Annotated in this window: 17 protein-coding genes; 13 read left to right on the forward strand and 4 right to left on the reverse strand. The window is 68.3% G+C overall.

The window, feature by feature from the left end:
- Positions 1–71: 71 nt before the first annotated feature.
- Together AAFN86_RS06020 and AAFN86_RS06025 are read right to left on the reverse strand one after the other, a co-directional pair.
- Complete coding sequence (locus AAFN86_RS06020; RefSeq protein ID WP_347542331.1) at positions 72–698, reverse strand: DUF1345 domain-containing protein; 627 nt, start codon at positions 696–698, stop codon at positions 72–74.
- Complete coding sequence (locus tag AAFN86_RS06025) at positions 698–1678, reverse strand: pyridoxal-phosphate dependent enzyme (protein WP_347542332.1); 981 nt, start codon at positions 1676–1678, stop codon at positions 698–700. Before AAFN86_RS06025 ends, AAFN86_RS06020 begins: the two co-directional genes overlap by 1 nt.
- 200 nt (positions 1679–1878) lie before the next feature.
- Here AAFN86_RS06025 and AAFN86_RS06030 point away from each other — a divergent pair, with 200 nt between their 5' ends.
- The 6 genes from AAFN86_RS06030 to AAFN86_RS06055 all read left to right on the forward strand — a co-directional run bounded on the left by AAFN86_RS06030 (position 1879) and on the right by AAFN86_RS06055 (position 8278).
- A complete protein-coding gene (locus AAFN86_RS06030; protein WP_347542333.1) occupies positions 1879–3240 on the forward strand; it encodes an ABC transporter substrate-binding protein in 1362 nt (453 codons plus the stop codon).
- A gap of 68 nt (positions 3241–3308) precedes the next feature.
- Positions 3309–4241, forward strand: a complete 933-nt coding sequence (locus tag AAFN86_RS06035) for a sugar ABC transporter permease (protein WP_347542334.1) — start codon at positions 3309–3311, stop codon at positions 4239–4241.
- On the forward strand, positions 4241–5137 hold the full coding sequence (locus AAFN86_RS06040) for a carbohydrate ABC transporter permease (RefSeq protein WP_347542335.1): 897 nt from the start codon (positions 4241–4243) through the stop codon (positions 5135–5137). Before AAFN86_RS06035 ends, AAFN86_RS06040 begins: the two co-directional genes overlap by 1 nt.
- A 6-nt stretch (positions 5138–5143) precedes the next feature.
- The gene (locus AAFN86_RS06045; RefSeq protein ID WP_347542336.1) at positions 5144–6244 is read left to right on the forward strand and encodes a sn-glycerol-3-phosphate ABC transporter ATP-binding protein UgpC; all 1101 of its coding nucleotides are present in this window, start codon (positions 5144–5146) and stop codon (positions 6242–6244) included.
- A gap of 3 nt (positions 6245–6247) precedes the next feature.
- Positions 6248–7006, forward strand: coding sequence for an SDR family oxidoreductase (locus AAFN86_RS06050; RefSeq protein WP_347542337.1), 759 nt, complete (start codon positions 6248–6250; stop codon positions 7004–7006).
- 192 nt (positions 7007–7198) lie between these two features.
- The gene (locus tag AAFN86_RS06055) at positions 7199–8278 is read left to right on the forward strand and encodes a malate/lactate/ureidoglycolate dehydrogenase (protein WP_347542338.1); all 1080 of its coding nucleotides are present in this window, start codon (positions 7199–7201) and stop codon (positions 8276–8278) included.
- 1 nt (position 8279) lies between these two features.
- On the opposite strand, the gene AAFN86_RS06060 is transcribed toward AAFN86_RS06055, so the two are convergent.
- On the reverse strand, positions 8280–10118 hold the full coding sequence (locus AAFN86_RS06060; protein ID WP_347542339.1) for an ABC transporter ATP-binding protein/permease: 1839 nt from the start codon (positions 10116–10118) through the stop codon (positions 8280–8282).
- Entirely contained in the window at positions 10115–10957 is an 843-nt protein-coding gene (locus AAFN86_RS06065; protein ID WP_347542340.1) for a DUF1932 domain-containing protein, read from the reverse strand. Before AAFN86_RS06065 ends, AAFN86_RS06060 begins: the two co-directional genes overlap by 4 nt.
- A gap of 226 nt (positions 10958–11183) precedes the next feature.
- Here AAFN86_RS06065 and AAFN86_RS06070 point away from each other — a divergent pair, with 226 nt between their 5' ends.
- The 7 genes from AAFN86_RS06070 (at position 11184) to AAFN86_RS06100 (ending at position 19439) form a co-directional block, all read left to right on the forward strand.
- Positions 11184–12083 carry a TauD/TfdA family dioxygenase gene (locus AAFN86_RS06070; RefSeq protein ID WP_347542341.1) on the forward strand — a complete coding sequence of 300 codons (900 nt, stop codon included), beginning with the start codon at positions 11184–11186 and terminating at the stop codon, positions 12081–12083.
- On the forward strand, positions 12083–12868 hold the full coding sequence (locus AAFN86_RS06075; RefSeq protein ID WP_347542342.1) for a fumarylacetoacetate hydrolase family protein: 786 nt from the start codon (positions 12083–12085) through the stop codon (positions 12866–12868). Before AAFN86_RS06070 ends, AAFN86_RS06075 begins: the two co-directional genes overlap by 1 nt.
- A 4-nt stretch (positions 12869–12872) precedes the next feature.
- Positions 12873–13955 carry an Ldh family oxidoreductase gene (locus AAFN86_RS06080; protein ID WP_347542343.1) on the forward strand — a complete coding sequence of 361 codons (1083 nt, stop codon included), beginning with the start codon at positions 12873–12875 and terminating at the stop codon, positions 13953–13955.
- Between the two features lie 27 nt (positions 13956–13982).
- Positions 13983–15554 carry an ABC transporter substrate-binding protein gene (locus AAFN86_RS06085; protein WP_347542344.1) on the forward strand — a complete coding sequence of 524 codons (1572 nt, stop codon included), beginning with the start codon at positions 13983–13985 and terminating at the stop codon, positions 15552–15554.
- A 183-nt stretch (positions 15555–15737) separates the two neighbouring features.
- On the forward strand, positions 15738–16928 hold the full coding sequence (locus AAFN86_RS06090; protein ID WP_347542345.1) for a hypothetical protein: 1191 nt from the start codon (positions 15738–15740) through the stop codon (positions 16926–16928).
- A complete protein-coding gene (locus AAFN86_RS06095; protein WP_347542346.1) occupies positions 16921–17868 on the forward strand; it encodes a DUF6384 family protein in 948 nt (315 codons plus the stop codon). The genes AAFN86_RS06090 and AAFN86_RS06095 overlap by 8 nt, the downstream gene beginning before the upstream one ends.
- Entirely contained in the window at positions 17862–19439 is a 1578-nt protein-coding gene (locus tag AAFN86_RS06100) for a hypothetical protein (protein ID WP_347542347.1), read from the forward strand. Before AAFN86_RS06095 ends, AAFN86_RS06100 begins: the two co-directional genes overlap by 7 nt.
- The last annotated feature ends 85 nt before the right edge of the window (positions 19440–19524 follow it).

The raw sequence follows: 19524 nt of genomic DNA on the forward strand, positions 1-19524 counted from the left end.
ACGGCGTTTCCCTGGCGATTCTGATTGTGGCGCCAGGGAAGCGCCGAACCGCGCGCAAGACAAGCCGCCTGTCAGTTCGCCGCACTGCCCGCCAGGACATTGACCGCTAGGCCGAGTATCGCCGCGTTGAAGACGAACGCGGCGAGACCGTGCGTCAGCACCAGCCGCCGCATGGCCGGGGAGGTGGTGGTGACGTCCGAGACCTGCGCCGTCATGCCGACCGTGTAGCTGAAATACAAGAACTCGGCCCAGTCGGGATGCTCGCAGCCCGGGAAGGCGATGCCGCCGCCGTCGAGCCAGTAGGCATGGGCGTATTGCACCGCAAACAGCATATGGAGATACGCCCAGGACAACGCGATGGTCGCGATGCCGAGCGGGGCGGAATAGGGTGCGCGCGCACCGCCGCCGATCTCGCCGACCACGCCCAGCAGCGCGGCGATGGCCGCGCCCAGTGTGGCGGCCAGCACGGTCCAGCGGCTTTCCTCAAGCAGGCGGGCATGGCTGCGCATGCGGTCGGGCGGCGTGATGACCAGGGCGTGCAGCAGCAGCCCCGAATGCGTACCGGCGCCGGCGCACCAGCCGACCAGCAGGCCCGCGCGCAGCGGCAGGCCGGCGAACAGCACGGCGATGGCAAGCGCGGCGAGCAGCACCGCGAACGCCAGAAGCAGCGTTGGCCTCTGGCGCAGATGCAGCCGCATCAGGCGGCAAGGGCCCGCGCGAAGACCGCCGGGTCGGCATTGCCGCCGCTGATGACGACGCCGATCACGCCGCCCTTCGCCGCCACCTTGCCGGCCAGCACCGCCGCCAGCGCCACCGCGCCGCCGGGTTCGGCGACGATCTTCAGATGCTCGAAGGCGAAGCGCATGGCGTGGAACACCTCGGCTTCCGTCACCACCGCACCGCCGGCGAGATGGCGATGGTTGATCGGGAAGGTCAGCGCCCCGGGTTGCTTCGACAGCAGCGCATCGCACAGGCCGCTGCCGGGGATCTCGACGGCAACGCGTCGTCCGGCTTCGAGCGATCGGCGCGTATCGTCCCAACCTTCCGGCTCGACGGCGAAGGCCTCCGCCTGCGGCGCCAGCGCCTCGAGCGCCAGGACACAGCCTGCGGTCAGGCCGCCGCCGCCGGTGCACACGGCGAAGGCATCGAGGGCGAGGCCGATCGCCGCCGCATCCTCGATCAATTCGAGCGCCACCGTACCCTGGCCGGCGATGACGTGCGGGTGATCGAAGGGCGGGATGATGGTGGCGCCGCGCTCCGCCGCCAGGGTCTCCGCCAGCGCCTCGCGGTCAACGCCATGCCGGTCATAGGCGATGATCTCCGCCCCCCAGCGGCGCGTCGCCTCCACCTTGATGGCTGGCGCGTCGGACGGCATCGCGATGGTCGCGCGCATGCCCAGCATGTGTGCGGCCGCCGCGCAGCCCTGGCCGTGATTGCCGGAGGAATGGGTGACGATGCCGCCGCGCCGGGCTGCGGGCGAAAGCAGCAGGGCCGCATTGGTCGCGCCGCGCAACTTGAAGGATCCGGTGCGCTGCAGCGGCTCGGGTTTGACCAGCACGGTCGCGCCGGCGCGTTCGTCCAGCAGGCGGTGGCGCAGCACCGGCGTGCGCACGACACGCCCGGCCAGTCGCGCCGCGGCAGCGCGGACATCCTCAAATGTAGGCAGTGGATCAGACATGATGGTGGCCTTCCTGGCAGGCGCGGCGGTCGAGCCTGCGCCGGGTACTTAACAGCGGCAAGGCATCAGAATGCCTGTCCTTTAGGCAATATATTCACCATGGTTTCAGGCGGTTGCCATGCGCCGTCTCCCCTGCCTAACCTTGCCTGTCGGAATACGGACCCGTCTGAGGTCCGTACCGGGAGGTTTGGAGGGAAAGAATGTCCAAGAACGGGTTGTCCCGGCGCGACGTACTGCGCAATGGGGCTGGTGTGCTGGCGGCGACGACCGTGGGCGCACCGATGGTGCATGCGCAGGGCACCGCGGGTAGCCTTCGCTTCGCCTTCTGGGACCATTGGGTGCCCGGTGGCAACGATGCGCTCAAGCAGCTTGCGCAGCGCTGGGGCGAACAGAACCGCGTCAACATGACCGTGGACTTCATCAATACGACGGGCAACCAGTTGCAGTTGACCATCGCGGCTCAGGCGCAGTCGCGCAGCGGCCATGACGGCATCAGCCTGCTGCCGTGGGATCCGGGCACCTACGCCGACCAACTCGAGTCCTGCGATGACGTCGTCCAGCGGCTGATCGCCAAATACGGCGCGATCAACCCGGTTGCCGAGTTCCTCGGCAAGCGCAACGGTGCCTGGCGCGCGGTGCCGGCGACCTCCGGCACCCAGACCAAGCCGGCCTGCGCGCGGTTCGACCTGTTGCAGGAACATGCCGGCCTCGACATCCGCGCCATGTGGCCGGCCGAGGACCGCAAGGGGCCGGGTGCCGAGAACTGGACCTGGGACACCTTCCTGCGCGCCGCGGAAGCCTGCCAGAAGGCCGGCTTCCCCTTCGGCCTGCCGATGGGTCAGTTCACCGATGCGGTGGATTGGGTCGGCGCGCTGTTCCTGTCCTATGGCGCTCGCGTCACGGACGAGCGCGGCAATCCGACGATCCGCGGCAACCAGGAACTGCGCCAGGCGGTCGACTATGCGGTGCGGCTGTCGCGCTTCCTGCCCAACGACGTCTGGGCGTGGGATGATGCGTCGAACAACCGGGCGCTGATCTCCGGCCGTTCGGCGCTGATCTTCAATCCGCCGTCGGCCTGGGCGGTGGCGAAGCGCGACGCACCGCAGGTGGCCGAGAAGTGCTGGACCATCCCGATGCCGGCCGGCCCGCGCGGGCGTTTCCTGGCCTATCTGCCCTATCAGACCGGCATCTGGTCCTTCGGGCGGAACAAGACGGCGGCGAAGACCTTCCTCGAGTTCATCTCCCAGCGCGAGAGCGCCGAACTGTGCTCGAATACCTCGGAAGGCTACGACATCCCGCCCTTCCCGAGCATGTCCGACTTCCCCGTGTGGCGTACGATCGGTCCACCGGTCGGCACCATCTTCAACTACCCGCTGAAGCCGCATCACGACGCGACCTATGCGATCGCCTTCTCTCCGGCCCCGCCGGAGCTGGCGCAGCAGATGTATATCCAGGCGCTCAACACCAAGTTGATCGCGCGGATTTCGCAGGGTGGCGAGAACATGGAGACCGCGCTCACTTGGCTCGAGCGCGAGATCAACAACATGCGTCGCGGCGGCTGATACCGCAGTACCGTCGCACCCGGGGCCTCGGTCCCGGGTGCGACGTCGAACATGGGAGGTAACCCGGGATGGCAGATGGCGGAAACGTCACAATCCCGCGCATGGAGGTGCCGGCGGGCTCCTCACTGAAGCGGTTCGCACGGCAACGATCGACGATCGCCCTGCTGATGACCTTGCCGTTGATCGTGGTGATCGGCGGCCTGGTCATTTGGCCAGCGGCCTATGCGATGCATCTGGCGACGCTGAACCGGCGGATGACCACCTTCATCGGCCTCGAGAACTTCGCCATCCTGCTCGAGTCCGACACCTTCCGGATGGTGATCTTCCAATCGGTGTTCTTCGCGGTCACCGCGGTGATCCTGAAGGCGTCGATCGGCTTCTGGCTGGCGCACATGCTGCATCACATCCCCGCCAAGGGGCAGCGCAAGTGGCGCGGCATGCTGCTGGTGCCGTGGGTGATCCCGCCCGCGCTGTCCACGCTGGGCTGGTGGTGGATGTTCGACCCGTCCTACTCGGCGGTGAACTGGCTGCTGAACGTCTTCGCGGTGCCGTCCGTGCCCTGGCTCGGCGAACCCTGGTGGGCGCGGATCAGCGTCATCATCGTGAATGTCTGGTACGGCGCACCGTTCTTCATGATCATGTACCTCGCGGCGCTGAAAAGCGTGCCCGAACAGCTGTACGAGGCCGCCCAGATCGACGGCGCCTCGTCGTGGCAGCGGCTACGCTATGTGACGCTGCCGATGATGGCGAACATCATCTCGATCACCGTGCTGTTCAGCCTGATCGTCACCTTCGCGAACTACGACATCGTCCGCGTGCTGACCAATGGCGGGCCGCGCGACCTGACGCATGTCTTCGCGTCCTACGCCTTCCAGGTCGGCATCCTGGCCGGCAACATTCCGCGCGGCGCGGCGGTGTCGCTGTTCATGTTCCCGATCCTGGCCTTCATCGCCTTCTTCGTGCTGCGCGGCGTGAACCGTCGAAATCGGGAGGAAGCGTGATGTCCGCAACAGCCGCCGCCACCGCCCAGCAGGGCATCTACCACAAGGCCGGCAGCCTGCGGCGCGAACGCCGCTGGGCGCTGTGGTCGGCGTATATTTCGCTGATCGTCGCGGCCATCGTCATGCTCGCCCCGCCGGTCTACATGCTGCTGACCAGCCTCAAGACCAGCGCCGAGGTCGCCGACCTCAGCGGGTCGCCCTGGTGGGTGCGCCGCCCGACGCTGGAGAACTACGCGGCGCTGCTCACCAACCGCATGTTCATCGACTTCTTCATCAACAGCGTGAAGGTCACGGCGGCGGTGGTGACCATCACCATGGTGATCTCCGTGCTGGCGGCCTTCGCACTCGGCCGCATGCGCTTCTGGGGCAGCCAGGTGCTGGCGACCGGCGTGTTCCTGACCTACCTGGTGCCCGACACGCTGCTGTTCATCCCGCTGTACCAGATCGTCGGCGGGCTTGGCCTGCTCGACAATGCCTGGGGCCTGGTGCTGGTGTACCCGACGCTGACGGTGCCCTTCTGCACCTGGATCATGATCGGGTACTTCGCATCGATCCCCAAGGAGCTGGATGAGGCGGCGCTGATCGACGGCGCCAACTGGATGCAGATGCTGTGGAAGATCTTCATCCCGGTGGCGCTGCCCGGCATCGTCGCGGCGACGATCTTCGCCTTCACGGTGTCCTGGGCAGCCTTCGTCTATCCGACCGCCTTCATCACGACGCCATCGGAGATGCCGATGACCATCGGCGTGGTATCGCAGCTGATCCGCGGCGACACCTTCGCCTGGGGGCAGCTGATGGCCGGCGCGCTGCTCGCCGCGCTGCCGCCCGTGGTGATCTACGCCTTCCTCATGGACTACTACATCGCCGGGCTGACGGCCGGCGCGACAAAGGGCTGAACAGGCATGGCTCAGGTTTCACTTCGTAAGATCATCAAGGCCTATGAAGGCGGCGTGCAGGCGGTCAAGGGGATCGACCTCGAGATCGCCGACCATGAATTCGTGGTCCTGGTTGGCCCGTCCGGTTGCGGCAAGTCGACCACGCTGCGCATGATCGCGGGTCTCGAGGAGATTTCCGGCGGCGACATTGCCATCGGCGGCACCGTGGTGAACGACATCCCGCCGCGCGACCGGGACATCGCCATGGTGTTCCAGAACTACGCGCTGTATCCGCACATGTCGGTCTACGACAACATGGCCTTCGGCCTGACGCTGCGGAAATTTCCCAAGGCCGAGATCGACAAGCGGGTCACCGAGGCTGCCCGCATCCTCGACATCACCCCGCTGCTCGCCCGCAAGCCGAAGGCGCTGTCGGGCGGCCAGCGGCAGCGCGTGGCGATGGGCCGCGCTATCGTGCGCGACCCCAAGGTCTTCCTGTTCGACGAACCGCTCTCGAATCTCGATGCCAAGCTGCGCGTGCAGATGCGCACCGAGATCAAGAAGGTCCACCAGACCGTCAAGACCACGACCATCTACGTCACCCACGACCAGGTGGAGGCGATGACGCTCGCCGACCGCGTGGTGGTGATGAACCATGGCGTCATCGAGCAGGTCGGCCCGCCGCAGGAGTTGTACCACCATCCGGCGACACGCTTCGTCGCCGGCTTCATCGGTAGCCCGGCGATGAACTTCATCCCCGCGAAGCTGGAGGAAGTCTCCGGCGCGCTGCGTCTGACGCTGTCCAACGGCGCGACGCTGGATGTGCCGGAGGCCCGCACCGCACGCTATCGCCAGCATGCGGGCAAGGCTGTGCTGTTCGGCATCCGCCCGGAACACCTGACCGACGACAAGCCGACCGACAAGACCAACCCGGCGCCGGTGATCCTGACGCCCGAGGTGATCGAGCCGATGGGCATGGAGACGCTGGCGCATTTCAAGCTGGACGGCGCCGAGATCTCGGCGCGGCTGGATCCGGCGACGCCGGCGACGGTGGGCGAGCCCTTGCGCCTGATCGCGCACATGGATCAGATGCACCTCATCGATCCCACCAACGACAAGGTGCTCTGAACAATGCAGCGTCTCGCTGGGAAGTCCGCCTGGGTGACCGGGGCGGGCAGCGGCATCGGCCGCGCCATCGCCATTGCCTTCGCCGCCGAGGGTGCCAAGGTCGCACTCACCGGCCGGCGCACCGCACCACTTGAGGAAACCGCCGCGATGATCGGCGGCGGTGCCGTCATCGCCCCCGCCGACCTGACCGACGAAAAGCAGGTGGCCGCGGCACTGGCCAAGGTGGAATCGACGATCGGCGGCCCCGACATCCTGGTGAACAATGCCGGGGTGAACCTGCCGAAGCGCTACATGCACCAGCTGACGCCGGAGGCGATCCGCGCCCTGGTGGATGGCAATCTGACAGCGCCGTTCATGACGTCGATCGCGGTCCTGCCAGGCATGCGCAAGCGCGGCGGCGGACACCTGATCCAGATCGCGTCCATGGCCGGCAAGGGCATCTCCTTCCTGTCGGGGCCTGGCTACACGGCGGCGAAGCACGGCTTCGTCGCGCTGTCGCAGTCGATCAACCAGGAGAACGGGATCCACAACATCCGATCCTGCTGCATCTGCCCCGGCGAGGTCGCGACCGACATCCTGAAGAACCGCCCCGAGCCCGTACCGGCCGAGGATATCGAACGCCTGCTGCAGCCCGAGGACATCGCCGCCATGGCGCTGTTCGTCGCTACCATGCCGCCGCGCGCCAATATCACCGAGATGCTGGTGACGCCGACCTATATGCGACTGCTGGCGCCGGCGGCGAAGAAGGTCGCCGCGATGTAGGTCAATGTCGGGGAAGGCAACTTCCCCGAACCGGGCACCCGTCGACGTTGCCGCGCAACGCCGACGGGACCGAACCTCCTCCTATCCATCTTTTGGAGACGGGCCGCCAAGGCCGGCGCCAATTGACAAAAGAAGGAGGGGGATTCGGGGGAGTTCTCTCCCCCGCACTTTCTTCCTTTCGGGACGCCCCTCATGGACATGCAACACATCCCCGTCGACGCGCTGACAAAGCTTGTTCGCGACGTCTTCATCGCCGCCGGCTGCGATGCCGCCGAATCCGGCCGCATCGCGACGCATCTCGTCGGCGCCAACCTGGCCGGCCATGACAGCCACGGCGTTGTGCGCGTGCCTCGCTATGTCGAATGGCTCGAAGCCGGCTTCATCGTGAAGGGCCAGGATGCCGAGGTCGTCACGGATGGCGGATCCTTCGCCGTGCTGGACGGGAAGTGGGGTTTCGGCCAGACGGTCGCACCGCAGGCCGTGGCGCTGGGCATCAAGCGCGCGCAGGACAGCGGCGTCTGCATCACCGCGCTGCGCAATGCGGGCCATATCGGCCGCGTCGGCGACTATGCCGAACAGGCGATTGCAGCCGGGCTGATCTCCATCCATTTCGTCAACGTCGCCGGCAGTGTTCTGGTCGCGCCCTTTGGCGGGGTGGAGCGGCGCTTCTCGACCAACCCGGTCGCGATCGGCGTGCCGCTGCCGGGCCGGCCGCTGGTGCTCGACTTCGCGACTTCGCTGGTCGCGGAAGGCAAGGTGCTGGTGGCGTCCTCCGGCGGCAAGAAGCTGCCTGAGGGCGCGCTGATCGAACCCGATGGGACCCTGTCGACCGACCCGCACACGCTGTACGGACCCTATGATGCGGTCGGCCCCCGCAATCCGGCCAATGGCGCGGGTGCGATCCGCGCCTTCGGGGATCACAAGGGTTCGGGCCTCGCCTTCATGTGCGAGATGCTGGCCGGGTGCCTGACCGCCGGCGGCACCAGCGGGCCGGTCGGCGGCCGCGGCCGCATCGCCAACGGCATGCTGTCGATCTTCCTCTCACCGAAGCATTTCGGCACCCAGGCCGAATTCGAACGCATGGGCCTCGTCTATGCCGACTGGATCGCGGCCTGCCGTCCGGCCGATCCCGCCGCACCGGTGCTGCTGCCCGGTGAGCCGGAGGCGCAACGCCGCACCGACCGCACGGCCCATGGCGTGCCGCTGCCGGCGGAAACCTGGTCCAACATCCTCGCGACCGCGACGCGGCTCGGGGTGAAAAGCCCGCTCTGACCTACCAGGTCTGCCGCTGCTCGTAGCCACGGCGAAGCCAGTCCACCACCGGCAGCGGTCGCCGTCTTGGCCGCTGCGCGGCGGCCTGGCGGCGGGCGTGGATTTCGCGCAGCAGCACCTCGCCGCCCGCCTGGCGGCGCAGCGTCAGCTGCCGGGTGAAATGCGCGGCCGGCCCCGGATGGCGGCCCAGCAGCAACAGCCCCGCCTGCGGCAACTCCCGGCCGATCAGGCGGATCATCGCGTCGGCCTCCTCCGCCTCGAAGGATGCGGTGGTTTCGCCGAGGATGATCCACCGTGGCCGGTGCAGCAGCAGACGCGCGACGGCCATGCGCTGCAGTTCCGGGCCACCAAGGACGCCCGCCCAATCCGCCTCGTCGTCCAGTCGTTGGGCGAGGCTGTCGAGACCGGCGGCGGCCAGTGCCCGCGCGACGGCTTCGGCCGGATAGTTCGCGGCGGCCTCGGGAAAGGCGAGCGCGTCCTGCAGCCTGCCCGGCGGTAGGTGTGGGCGTTCGCCGATGGCGGCGATCATGTCCTCCGGCGGCAGTTCGACGACGCCCTGGCCCCACGGCCAGATGCCGGCGACCACGCGGAACAGGGCCTGGGCGGCTTCCAGGTCGCCGGTGACCAGCACGCGCTCACCCGGTTCGACGTGCAGGGTGATATCGCTGAGCAGCGCCGTGCCGTCCGGCAGCGCGACACACAGGCCGCGCGCGCCGAGGCCGCGCCCGGGGGCGCGGTCGAGCACGATGGCGTCGGCCCCTTGCCGTTCGGCTTCCGCCCTGACAGTGCGAACGCCCTCCTCCAGCGCGAGCACGCGTTCCACCGAGGCGCGCCATTCGGCGATGCGGGCGAGGTTGTCGACCGGCCAGGAGAGTGCGGCGGTTACCTGCTGGAAGGCCTGCGCCGTCTGCATCAGGGCGCCGAGCGTGATGGTGCCGGCAATGAAGCGTGGCGTCGCGACCAGGATGGGAAACACCGGCGCGAGGGTGATGTAGCCCGCCGAGAATCCGGTCAGGCGCGACAGCCCTTCGGTCTGCGCGGCCCAGGCCGGGGCGATGGTGTCGAACAGCGTGGCAAGGCGGGCGCGCTCATGCGCTTCCCCGCGTGCCAGCGCGATGGGCTCGGCGGATTCACGGGCGCGGACCAGGCCGAAGCGGAAATCCGCCTCGCGCGTCTGGCGCAGATCCGTCGCGACCACCAGCGGCCGACCCAGCATGAAGGCGATGGTGGACCCCATGGCGGCATAGGCGATGGACAACGCGACGAGATGCCCGGGAACCGACAGCCCGAACACCGCGACCCACCCCGACAGGCTCCACAGCACGCCGATGAAGGACACCAGCAGCAGCGTGGCGTAGAGCAGCGTATGCGCCAGATCGACCGCGTATTCGGTGGCGATGCGAATGTCCTCGGCGATGCGTCCATCCGGGTTGTCGTGGTCACCCGGGATCTGCGCCACCTGGTATTGACGCGCCTGCGTCATCCAGTCGCCGACGACGCGCTGTGTCAGCCAGGAGCGCCAGGCCAGGTTCACGCGCCGCCGCGCCACCATGTGGAAGGCGTTGGACAGAACGGCGCCCGCGACGATCAGGGCGAAGATGCCGATCTGCGTCAGGAAGCGATCCATCGAACGGCGTTCGAGCGCGTCAAAGAGGTCGGCGCTCCAGAGGTTCAGCCGGATCGCGAGCGCCACCTGCGCGGCGCACAGCAGCACGATCGTGGCGGTCCAGCCCCGCGCGTACCAGCGCTGCGCGCCATGCAGCCAGAAGGGGCCGGCGAGACGCAGGAAGTCACGGAAGAAGAACCGCGTGGGGCCGCGAGGATCGGCGCCGTCGGTCACGACCCATCGAGGAAGGCGCGCAAGGCCGCGACCTCCGTCTCGCTCCCTGCATCGGCGAGGCGCGCATAGAGCCGCGCCGCCCCGCCATAGATGGCGGCGGCACCGTCATCCTCCCGGACGAAGTCGGCGATCTCCTCCATCTCGCCGGCCCAGCGATAGGCCTTGCCATACATGCTCGGGACCATGCGGGCGAACCAGGCGGACAGCGCCGGCTGGCTCGAGGCGAGTTCGGCGCGCAGCGCATCAGCCGCGCCTGCGCGCGTCGCCGCCAGCATCATGGCCGAGCCGATCGCGACCAGCCCCTTGGTAATGCCCGCATAGGACATCTTGAGCCCGGAAGCCGCGCCAATCGGCCCGTCCATCACGCGCAGGTTGATCCCGCGCCGGTCGAGCAGCGCCGCAAGACCCGTCGCTTCCTGGCCGGACGCGTAGATCACAGGGCCGCCATACCCCTCCCGTGGCGGGCCGCCGATGATCCCGGCATCGGCGACGCGCAGGCCATGGGTGCCGAGCAGGTTGGCCACGCGGCGCATCGTCTCGGGACTGATGGCGTTGCAGTCGACATACAGGGGCGGCTTCTCCGCCGCCGCCAGCATCGGGGCCAAGCGTTCCGCCGTTGCCGTCGCCTGGTCCGGCGGCAGGATGGACAGGAACGCGTCAGCCTGCCCGAAGGCGGTCTCGGGCACGGCCTCCATTCCCGCCTGCGCGGCGCGCGCGGCGCTGGCGGCGCTGCGGCCCTCCACGCAGGTCAGCACCCGCACGCCATGCGTGACCAGCCGCGCGGCAACGCCCGCACCCATGGCACCCTGTGCGAGGATGGCAATCACCGGGTTTCCCATCGCCTGCTCCTATGGCTCGGACAGCCGACCAGCCTGGACTTGTCGCGCAGGCCTGCCAATCCCGCCCGCCGATTTGCCGCGCTTCCGCGGCAGGTCTAGCGTTGCCGCACCGGGGTCTGGATGCCCCGGAGGGAAGGACATGTCCGCCAACCATGCGTGCCCGCGGCAATGCGGCGCGTGGCAGGGTGCATCCTCCTTCCCGCTGCGGCAGGAAAGGAAGACCGGGATGCCCACCATTCGACCCAGCGGCGACGTGCTTGAAGCGAGCGTCACCGATATCGATCTCTCGCGCCCGATGAGCGCCGCGGATTTCGCGACCATCCTGCGCGCACTTGGCCAGCACGGCGTGCTGTGTTTTCCGAACCAACTGCTCGAACCGGCCGCGCTGCGCGACTTCTCGCTGCGTTTCGGCTCCATCCAGACCTCGCTGTCCGGCAAGTTCCAGGATCCGGAGGTCCCGGAGGTTGGCATCCTCTCGAACATCATGGTGGACGGAAAGCCGATCGGCCTCGCGGATGCCGGGCAGGATTGGCACACCGACATGTCCTATCGCGACACCATGGGCTTCGTGAACGTGCTGAACGCCCACCGGGTGCCGCGGCGCGATGGTCGCGTGCTGGGTTCGACCGTCTTCGCCAACATGCATGCGGCCTACGATGAGCTGGACCCGGCGCTGAAGAAGCGGCTGGAGAACGCCACGGCGACGCATGACTTCAACAAGTTCTGGGACATGATGGTCAAGCGCGGCACGGCCGGGCGCAAGCCGCTCACGCCCGAGGAGCGCGCCAAGCGCCCACCTTCGGTGCATCCGGTGTTCCTGACGCATCCGATCACCGGCCGGAAAGTGCTGTACTGCAACCCCGGCTATGCGGTGCGCATCAACGAGCTGGATGAAGCCGAAAGCGATCGCGTGCTGGAAGCGCTGTTCGAACACCAGTTGCAGGACCGCTTCCTGCACACGCATCAATGGTCCGAGGGTGACCTGCTGATCTGGGACAACATCGGCACGCTGCACAACGCCATCCCGGATTACGGGCCGAACGAGCACCGGCTGATGAAGCGCTGCCAGGTGATGGCGGACAAGGTGTTCCAGCCGGCCTTCATTCAGCAGGCACTGGCCGCCTGATGCGCTGGATCCGCTTCACGGCCGAGGGCCGCACCGCCTATGGCATCCTGGAAGGCGGCCGCATCGCGGAAGTCGCGGGCGACCCCTTCCGCGGCTACGAGGCTACGTCGCGCAAGCACGACCTTTCGGCCGTGAAGATCGAAATTCCCGTCATCCCGCCGACCTTTTATGCGGCGGGATTGAACTACGTCGAACACGTCAAGGAAGGTGCGGCCCGGCGCGGCGAGACACCCAACATCCCGACCAAGCCCGACATGGGCTATCGCGCCGCCAATGCGCTGATCGCCCATGGCGAGACGGTGGTGATCCCCGCCGACGCGACCGAGAAGGTGCACTACGAAGGCGAACTGGTTGCCGTGGTCGGCAAGAAGGCCAAGCACCTGACGGAGGAGAACGCGCTGTCCTGCCTGCTCGGCTGGACCATCGGTAATGATGTCAGCGAACGCACCTGGCAGAAGGCCGACCGGACCTTCTGGCGGTCGAAGAACACCGACACCTTCAAGCCGATGGGGCCGTGGATCGAAACCGATTTCGACCTCGACGCCGCGGTGACGACGGTACGCGTGAATGGCGAGATCCGCACCCAGTACCACACCAACCACATGCTGTTCGGCGTGGCGAAGTTCATCGCCACCATGACACAGAACATCACGCTGCATCCGGGCGACATCATCTGGATGGGCACGGATGGTGTCTCACCCGACCTCGTCTCCGGCGACGTGGTGGATGTCGAGATCACCGGAATCGGTCATCTGACCAATCCTTTCATCCGCGAAGGCGCCTGACACCGTGAATGTCCAGCATGAGCGCGTGCGCGCGCAGATCGAGGCCATCCTGCAATCCTGGGGCATGGCGCCTGACCTGCTGAAGACCACCGTCGAGGCGATGATCGAGACCGACCTGCTCGGTGTGGACAGCCACGGCATCTCGATGCTGATGACCTATGAGAAGCGCGTGAAGGACGGTTCGCTGAACCTGCAGGCGCGGCCGCGCATCGAGAAGCAGAATGCCTGCACCGCGCTGGTCGATGGCGGCGCGGGGCTGGGGCATCCGGTCTCGGCCTTCGGGATGAACCTCGCGGTGGACAAGGCGAAGGAAGCCGGCGTCGGCATCGTCGGGGTCCGCAATTCCCACCATTTCGGCGCGGCGGGTGTCTATGCGCGCATCGCCGCACGTCGCGGCGCGATCGGCATGGTCACATCGGCCACGCGCGGCGTGACGATGGTGCCGACGCGCGGCGCGGCACCGGTGCTCGGCACCAATCCGCTGGCCTTTGCCGCTCCCGCGAAGCGGCATCCGCCCTTCGTGCTCGACATGGCGACGACGACGACCGCCGCCGGCAAGGTGAAGGTCTATGACCTCAACGACCGGCCATTGCCGTCAGGCTGGGTGCTGGACGCCAAGGGCCAGCCGGTCACGGACCCGAAGCAGGGCTTCGACATCGTGTTCAATCAGCCGCAGGGCGGTCTGTCGCCGCTGGGCGGCACCGCCGAGATGGCCAGCGCCAAGGGCTACGGCTTGGCGATGATGGTGCATATCCTGGGTGGCACGCTGGTCGGATCCTCCTTCTCGCCGATCCGCAACCGCACGCAGAAGCCGGGTGACCCCGACGACATCGGCCATTTCTTCATGGCGATCGACCCGGCCGCCTTCCGCATGCCGGGCGAGTTCGAGGGCGACCTCGACGACGTCATCGACGTGATGCACGCGACGCCCGCGACTGATCCGGCGAAGCCCGTGCTGGTCGCCGGCGAACCCGAGGAGGTCGAGCGCCAGCGTCGCCTGCGCGACGGCATTCCGGTGCCGGACAGCCTGGCCACGCTGATCCGCGGCATCTGCGAAAGGTCCGGCGCCGCCTATCTGCTGGGCTGAACAACAACGAACGGGAGGAGCGCAGCAATGAAACAGGCCCTGATGGCCGCTACCGCCGGCATCGCCCTGGTCGCCGGCGCGGCGCAGGCGCAGACGCTGCGCATGGGTGTCGGTGCGCAGATCACCGCGACCGATCCGCATTTCCACAACATCTCTCCCAACAACGCCTTCGCCTCGATGGTGTTCGACAATCTGATCGAGACCGACGACCGCGCGCGGGTGCGGCCGGGCCTGGCGGAATCCTGGCGCCCGGTCGGCGAGGATGTGTGGGAGTTCCGCCTGCGCCGCGGCGTGAAGTTCCAGAATGGATCGGACTTCACCGCCGAGGACGTCGCCTTCACCCTCGAACGCATCCCGCAGGTGGTGAACAGCCCCGGGTCTTTCCGCACCTATACCCAGGCGATCACCGGCGTTGAGATCGTCGATCCCTACACCATCCGCTTCCGCACCAATGGCCCCGCGCCGGTGCTGCCCAACGACATCGCCATGGTGCCGATGCTCGACCGGCAGACGCATCAGGGTGCGACGACGGAAGACTTCAATTCCGGCCGGGTCGCCATCGGCACCGGCCCCTATCGCATGACGATGCACCGCCCCGGCGATCGCATCGAGTTGCAACGCAACGACGCCTATTGGGGTGGGCGGCCGCAATGGGCGGCCGTGGACTACCGCATGATCACCAATGACGCCGCACGGACCGCGGCGATCCTGGCCGGCGATGTCGATTTCATCGACCAGGTGCCCACCACCGACATCGAACGCCTGCGCCGCACGCCACGCGTGTCGCTCAGCGAAATCGACAGCATGCGCTTCATCTACTTCGCGATGGACCACATGCGCGACGGCCCCACGCCCTTCATCACCGACAATGACGGTCGCCCGCTGCCGCGCAATCCGCTGAAGGATGTGCGCGTGCGGCGCGCATTGTCGCTCGCCATCGACCGCGCGGCCATCGTCTCGCGCGTCATGGAAGGCGCGGCGACCGCGACGGTGCAGGTGATGCCGCCGGGCTCCTTCGGCTATACGCCCGACCTGACGGTGCCCGCCGCGGACGTTGAGGGCGCGCGCCGCCTGCTCGCCGAGGCCGGCTACCCCAACGGCTTCCGCCTGACGCTGCATGGCCCGAACGACCGCTATCCCAACGATGCCCGCATTTCCCAGGCGGTGGGGCAGATGTGGACGCGCATCGGCGTGCGCACCCAGGTCGAGGTCTCACCCTATGCCAGTTTCATCGCGCGGGCCTCGCGCCAGGAGTTCTCGGTCTTTCTCGTCTCCTGGGGCACCTCGACGGGTGAACCGCTCGCGGGGCTGCGCTCGGTCGCGATGACCTACAACCGGGATCTGGGAACCGGCTCGGTCAATCGTGGCCGCTACGCCAACCCCGCCTTCGACGCGGCCCTGCAGACCGCCAGCCGGGAACTGGACGATGCGCGCCGGGAAGCCCTGCTGTTCGACGCGACGCGCATCCTGGTGAACGACCAGGGCATCATCTCGACCCACCTGCAGAAGAATATCTGGGCAATGCGCGCGGGCTTCGAGCATACGCCGCGGGTGGACGAACGCACCCGCGCGCAGGATGTGAGGTCGGTCGCACGGTGATGTGACCGCCTCCGGCATGAATGCTGACTCGGGCGGCGGGGCAGGCTATGAGTCGCGCCCCGACGCCTGAACCGCGATGCGTTGACCCGCCACGGTCCAGGCCAATGTTTTTGACAGCGTGATTACGCTCCCCGGCGCCCTCGCGCCTGCGACCGTCACGCCCAGGCCAGGAGACCGGACAGGATGAGCGAAACCGCCGTCACCGTGCAGCCCATGCGCTACCTCGACAAGGCGATGGGCGCGCTGCGCGACCTTGGCCTGCCGCTGCCGACCGCCTCGGCCGAGGAAAGCCCGATCACCGGCCTGCTTTCGAAGATCATGGAGGTCGATACCGACCGCGTCACCCTGATCGCCCGCGTGCTGAACCAGGCCACCACCTTCAACGAGGTGGTTCGCGAGCAGATCAAGGCGATGGAGGTCGGCGAGCGCTACCAGACCATCACCAACGCCTTCAACTCCATCCGCGACGATGCCCGCGGCATGGTCGCGCAGATGGAAGACGGCAAGATCTCCACCATGGAGCGGCTGTCGAACATCTGGCAGAAGGCGACGCGCGGCGACATCGCGTCCCGCTTCGACAAGATCCGCGACACCTATCTGGAAGTGTCGAAGGACACCAAGGAAAACATCGACCGCGAGCATTCGATCCTCGAGGCCTATCGCGACTTCCGCGGTGCGCTGAAGCAGGCCGAGGTGCTGGCGCTCGAAGTGCTGAAGACCGGCGAGGGGCGGCTCAACGTCGCCAAGGCCGCGACCGATGCGGCGGTGAAGGCGGCCGAGGCCGCGGCGACCCTGGAACCGGCCGAACGCGCCAAGCTCGAACTCGCCCGTGACGAGGCGCTGCGCGTGCTCCAGGCCGAGGACGGCAAGTACCAGATCGCCAAGGACCTCGCCGACAACCTGACCGTGTCCTACAACACGTCCGAGGTCATCATGGCCCGGCTGGTGCAGACCACGACGGCGAAGGAACGCGTCTACCAGCAGTCCGTCTCCTTCTTCTCGACCAATGAGGCGGTGCTGACCGCGCTCACCGCTTCCTTCACCGGCATGCATGGGCTGCATGAGAGCACCCGCGCGCTGGAGAGCATGAAGTCCGGCGTGAACCAGTCGCTCGAAGTCCTCGCCGAGATCGGCGGCAAGGTGCAGGAGGCCGCGCTCAAGGCCGGCTATGGCCCGACCATCCAGGCGGATGCGGTGAAGAAGCTGGTGGAGTCCGTGGTGAACTACCAGGAACGTTCGCTCGAGATCATCGACGAGATGCGGACCTCCGCGACGCAGAACAGCGAGGAGATCCGCCGCTCGGTCGAGGAGGCCAAGCAGCGCATGGCGAAGCTGACCCAGCGCGCCAGCTCGGTCGTCGCCGCCAATGCCTGAGCCCGCCGCGGCCGTCGCGACACCCGCGCCCGCGCTCGATGAGACGATGATGGCGATGGACGTGGTGGACACCATCCGCCACGCCGATCGCCTGGTCGAACGTGAACTCGGCGGCGAGGACCGGCAGCAGCGGCTGCGCGAGCGTCTGCGCGAGATCTACAAGTCGCAAGGCATCGAGGTCTCCGACGGCGTCCTCGACCAAGGCATCGCCGCGCTGGAGGAGAAACGCTTCGCCTATGCGCCGAAGGGCGAAGGCTGGAAGCGCAGCCTGGCCACCGCATGGGCGACGCGGGCGCGCTGGGGCCGCTTTGCATTGGCTGGGTTCGGCGTGCTGGTCGTCGGCTGGGGCGTCTATCATTTCACCGTCGTCGCACCCCGCCAGCGTGAGGCGGCGGCCCTCGCGCAGGAACTCGGCACCGGCCTGCCGCGCGCGCTGCGTGCCGAATACGACCGCGTTCTTGCCGGCACCCAGGACGCCGCGGCGCGCGCCGATGCGACACGATTGCTGGCCGAAGGCGAGGCCGCGGCGCGTGCCGGCAACCTCACCGAGGCCCGTGCGCGGCGCACCGCGCTCAACGACCTCGCCGCGCGGCTCGCCGCTGCCTACACCGTGCGCATCGTCAACCGCCCCGGCGAGCCGTCCGCGATCTGGCGCGTGCCCGCGGCCAATCCGCGCGCCCGGAACTACTACCTGATCGTCGAGGCGGTGGACCGCGACGGCCGCCCCGTGGAGGTGCCGATCACCAGCGAGGAAGACGGCCGCACCGCCCGCGTGTCCCGCTGGGCGCTGCATGTGCCGGAAGCGGAGTTCGAACGCGTGCGCCGCGACAAGCTCGCCGACGGGCTGATCGACCAGCCGGTCATCGGCGAGAAGGTTGCCGGAACCCTGGCGCCGCGCTGGACCATACAGACCACCGGGGGGGCGATCCTGTCATGGTGAATGGCGTCGCCGTGCTGCAGGAAGTCGACGCGCACCTGGCCGATGCGCAGCGCGAGGCTTCCGCCGCGCAGACCGAGGCGGATCGTCTCGCCGCCCAGCGCGAGGGGCTGCGCACCGAGGAAGCCGAGGCGCTGCGCGAACTGGCGCGCCTGCGCCTGATGGAACTCGCCGACGGGCGACAGGCGGTCGAGGCGCTCGATGCCGCCGGGGCGCAGGTGCGCGAGAGCCTCTCCCGGCGCGCTGTCGAATTGGAGGCGGTGCAGCGCACGGTTCTCGATGCCCGTGATGCCCTGGTCGCCGCCGAGGCGCAGCGCGACGCCGAGGCCGCCCGCCATCGCGCCGCACAAGATGCCGAAGCCGCCGCGTTGAAGGCGGCCGATGCCAAGGCGACGCAGGATGCCGAATTCCAGCGCCTGTCCACCGCGGCTGAGGAGGCCGAGCGCGTCGCCCAGCATGCCGAGCAGAAATCCGGCTTCGCCGCGCGCGACTTCGAAGAGAAGGGCCGTCCCTACCGCGCCGATCCGCTGTTCGCCTATCTGTGGGACCGAGGCTGGGGCACCGGCCGGTATCGCGCCTTCCCGCTGGTGCGGATGATCGATGGCTGGGTCGCCAGGCTGATCGAATTCGAACCGGCGCGCAGGTCCTATGCGCTGCTGGCGGAACTGCCGGGCAGCATGACGTCACACGCGGCGCGCATGCGCGCCGAGGCGGATGCCGCGGTGCGCGCCATGGTGGAACGCCGCCGAGCCCTCGCCGGATTGCCGCAAGGCGAGCCGCGCCCCGACACCACCACGCTGGCGGCGGCCGAGGATACGGTCGAGGCGGCGCGCACCGCCCTGACCGAGGCCGAGGCGAAGCGCAGCGCGCTGGCTGCCGGCGAGGACGCGGCGTCCCAGCAGGCGATCCGCGCGCTGGAGGCGGCGATCGGCGCGCGGTCCCTGCGCACCCTGCGCGAGGAAGCCGCCCGCACGCCGACGCGCGAGGATGATGCGATCGTCTCCCGGCTCGAAATCACCGCGGCCGAGCGCGCGCGGCTGGAGCATGCGCTGGCTGACGCCCAAGCGCAGGCCGAAGGGGCGCGGCGCCGCCTGACCGAGTTGCAGACGCTGCGCCAGGACATGCGCAGCCGCGGCGTGGACCGCAGCGACTGGGGCTTCGCCAGCGGCGCGCTGATCGGTGCGCTGGTCAGCGAGGTGCTGCGCGGCGCGCTGTCCCGCGACGGATTCTGGGACCGCATGGAACGTCAGCGCATGCCCGACCAGATGCCGGGCACCAGCCAGCCCGGACCCTGGGGCAAGCCATTGCCTGGACCCTGGGGCCGGCCGGCGCCGGGTCCATGGTCGACCGGTCCCGCACCTCCCGCATCAGGCGGTGGGTGGTGGGAGGAGGACAGGTCGCCGTATTGGGGCAAAGGCAGGCCGCAGGGCGGCGGCGGCAGCAAAGGCGGCGGCTGGTCCGGCGGCGATAGCGGCGGGGGCTGGAGCACGGGCGGCGGGACGTCCAATGGCGGCTTCACCACCGGCGGCAGCAGTGATTCCGGCGGCGGATTCCGCACCGGCGGGTCAGTCTGATCAACGTCGCCGCGTAATGATCCCGGGCGCGCGGGGCGCCGCCTTGTCCTTGTCAGGTGGCCGGGCGACCATGCCCGCCGCCGGG

It is taken from the genome of Roseomonas sp. CAU 1739, assembly GCF_039839775.1.
Taxonomy (GTDB): domain Bacteria; phylum Pseudomonadota; class Alphaproteobacteria; order Acetobacterales; family Acetobacteraceae; genus Neoroseomonas.

Bases quoted from the DNA above. Each gene is read 5' to 3' on its own strand.
- AAFN86_RS06020 (WP_347542331.1), bottom strand. From the start codon at position 698: ATGCGGCTGCATCTGCGCCAGAGGCCAACGCTGCTTCTGGCGTTCGCG.
- AAFN86_RS06025 (WP_347542332.1), bottom strand. From the start codon at position 1,678: ATGTCTGATCCACTGCCTACATTTGAGGATGTCCGCGCTGCCGCGGCG.
- AAFN86_RS06030 (WP_347542333.1), top strand. From the start codon at position 1,879: ATGTCCAAGAACGGGTTGTCCCGGCGCGACGTACTGCGCAATGGGGCT.
- AAFN86_RS06035 (WP_347542334.1), top strand. From the start codon at position 3,309: ATGGCAGATGGCGGAAACGTCACAATCCCGCGCATGGAGGTGCCGGCG.
- AAFN86_RS06040 (WP_347542335.1), top strand. From the start codon at position 4,241: ATGTCCGCAACAGCCGCCGCCACCGCCCAGCAGGGCATCTACCACAAG.
- AAFN86_RS06045 (WP_347542336.1), top strand. From the start codon at position 5,144: ATGGCTCAGGTTTCACTTCGTAAGATCATCAAGGCCTATGAAGGCGGC.
- AAFN86_RS06050 (WP_347542337.1), top strand. From the start codon at position 6,248: ATGCAGCGTCTCGCTGGGAAGTCCGCCTGGGTGACCGGGGCGGGCAGC.
- AAFN86_RS06055 (WP_347542338.1), top strand. From the start codon at position 7,199: ATGGACATGCAACACATCCCCGTCGACGCGCTGACAAAGCTTGTTCGC.
- AAFN86_RS06065 (WP_347542340.1), bottom strand. From the start codon at position 10,957: ATGGGAAACCCGGTGATTGCCATCCTCGCACAGGGTGCCATGGGTGCG.
- AAFN86_RS06070 (WP_347542341.1), top strand. From the start codon at position 11,184: ATGCCCACCATTCGACCCAGCGGCGACGTGCTTGAAGCGAGCGTCACC.
- AAFN86_RS06075 (WP_347542342.1), top strand. From the start codon at position 12,083: ATGCGCTGGATCCGCTTCACGGCCGAGGGCCGCACCGCCTATGGCATC.
- AAFN86_RS06085 (WP_347542344.1), top strand. From the start codon at position 13,983: ATGAAACAGGCCCTGATGGCCGCTACCGCCGGCATCGCCCTGGTCGCC.
- AAFN86_RS06090 (WP_347542345.1), top strand. From the start codon at position 15,738: ATGAGCGAAACCGCCGTCACCGTGCAGCCCATGCGCTACCTCGACAAG.
- AAFN86_RS06095 (WP_347542346.1), top strand. From the start codon at position 16,921: ATGCCTGAGCCCGCCGCGGCCGTCGCGACACCCGCGCCCGCGCTCGAT.
- AAFN86_RS06100 (WP_347542347.1), top strand. From the start codon at position 17,862: ATGGTGAATGGCGTCGCCGTGCTGCAGGAAGTCGACGCGCACCTGGCC.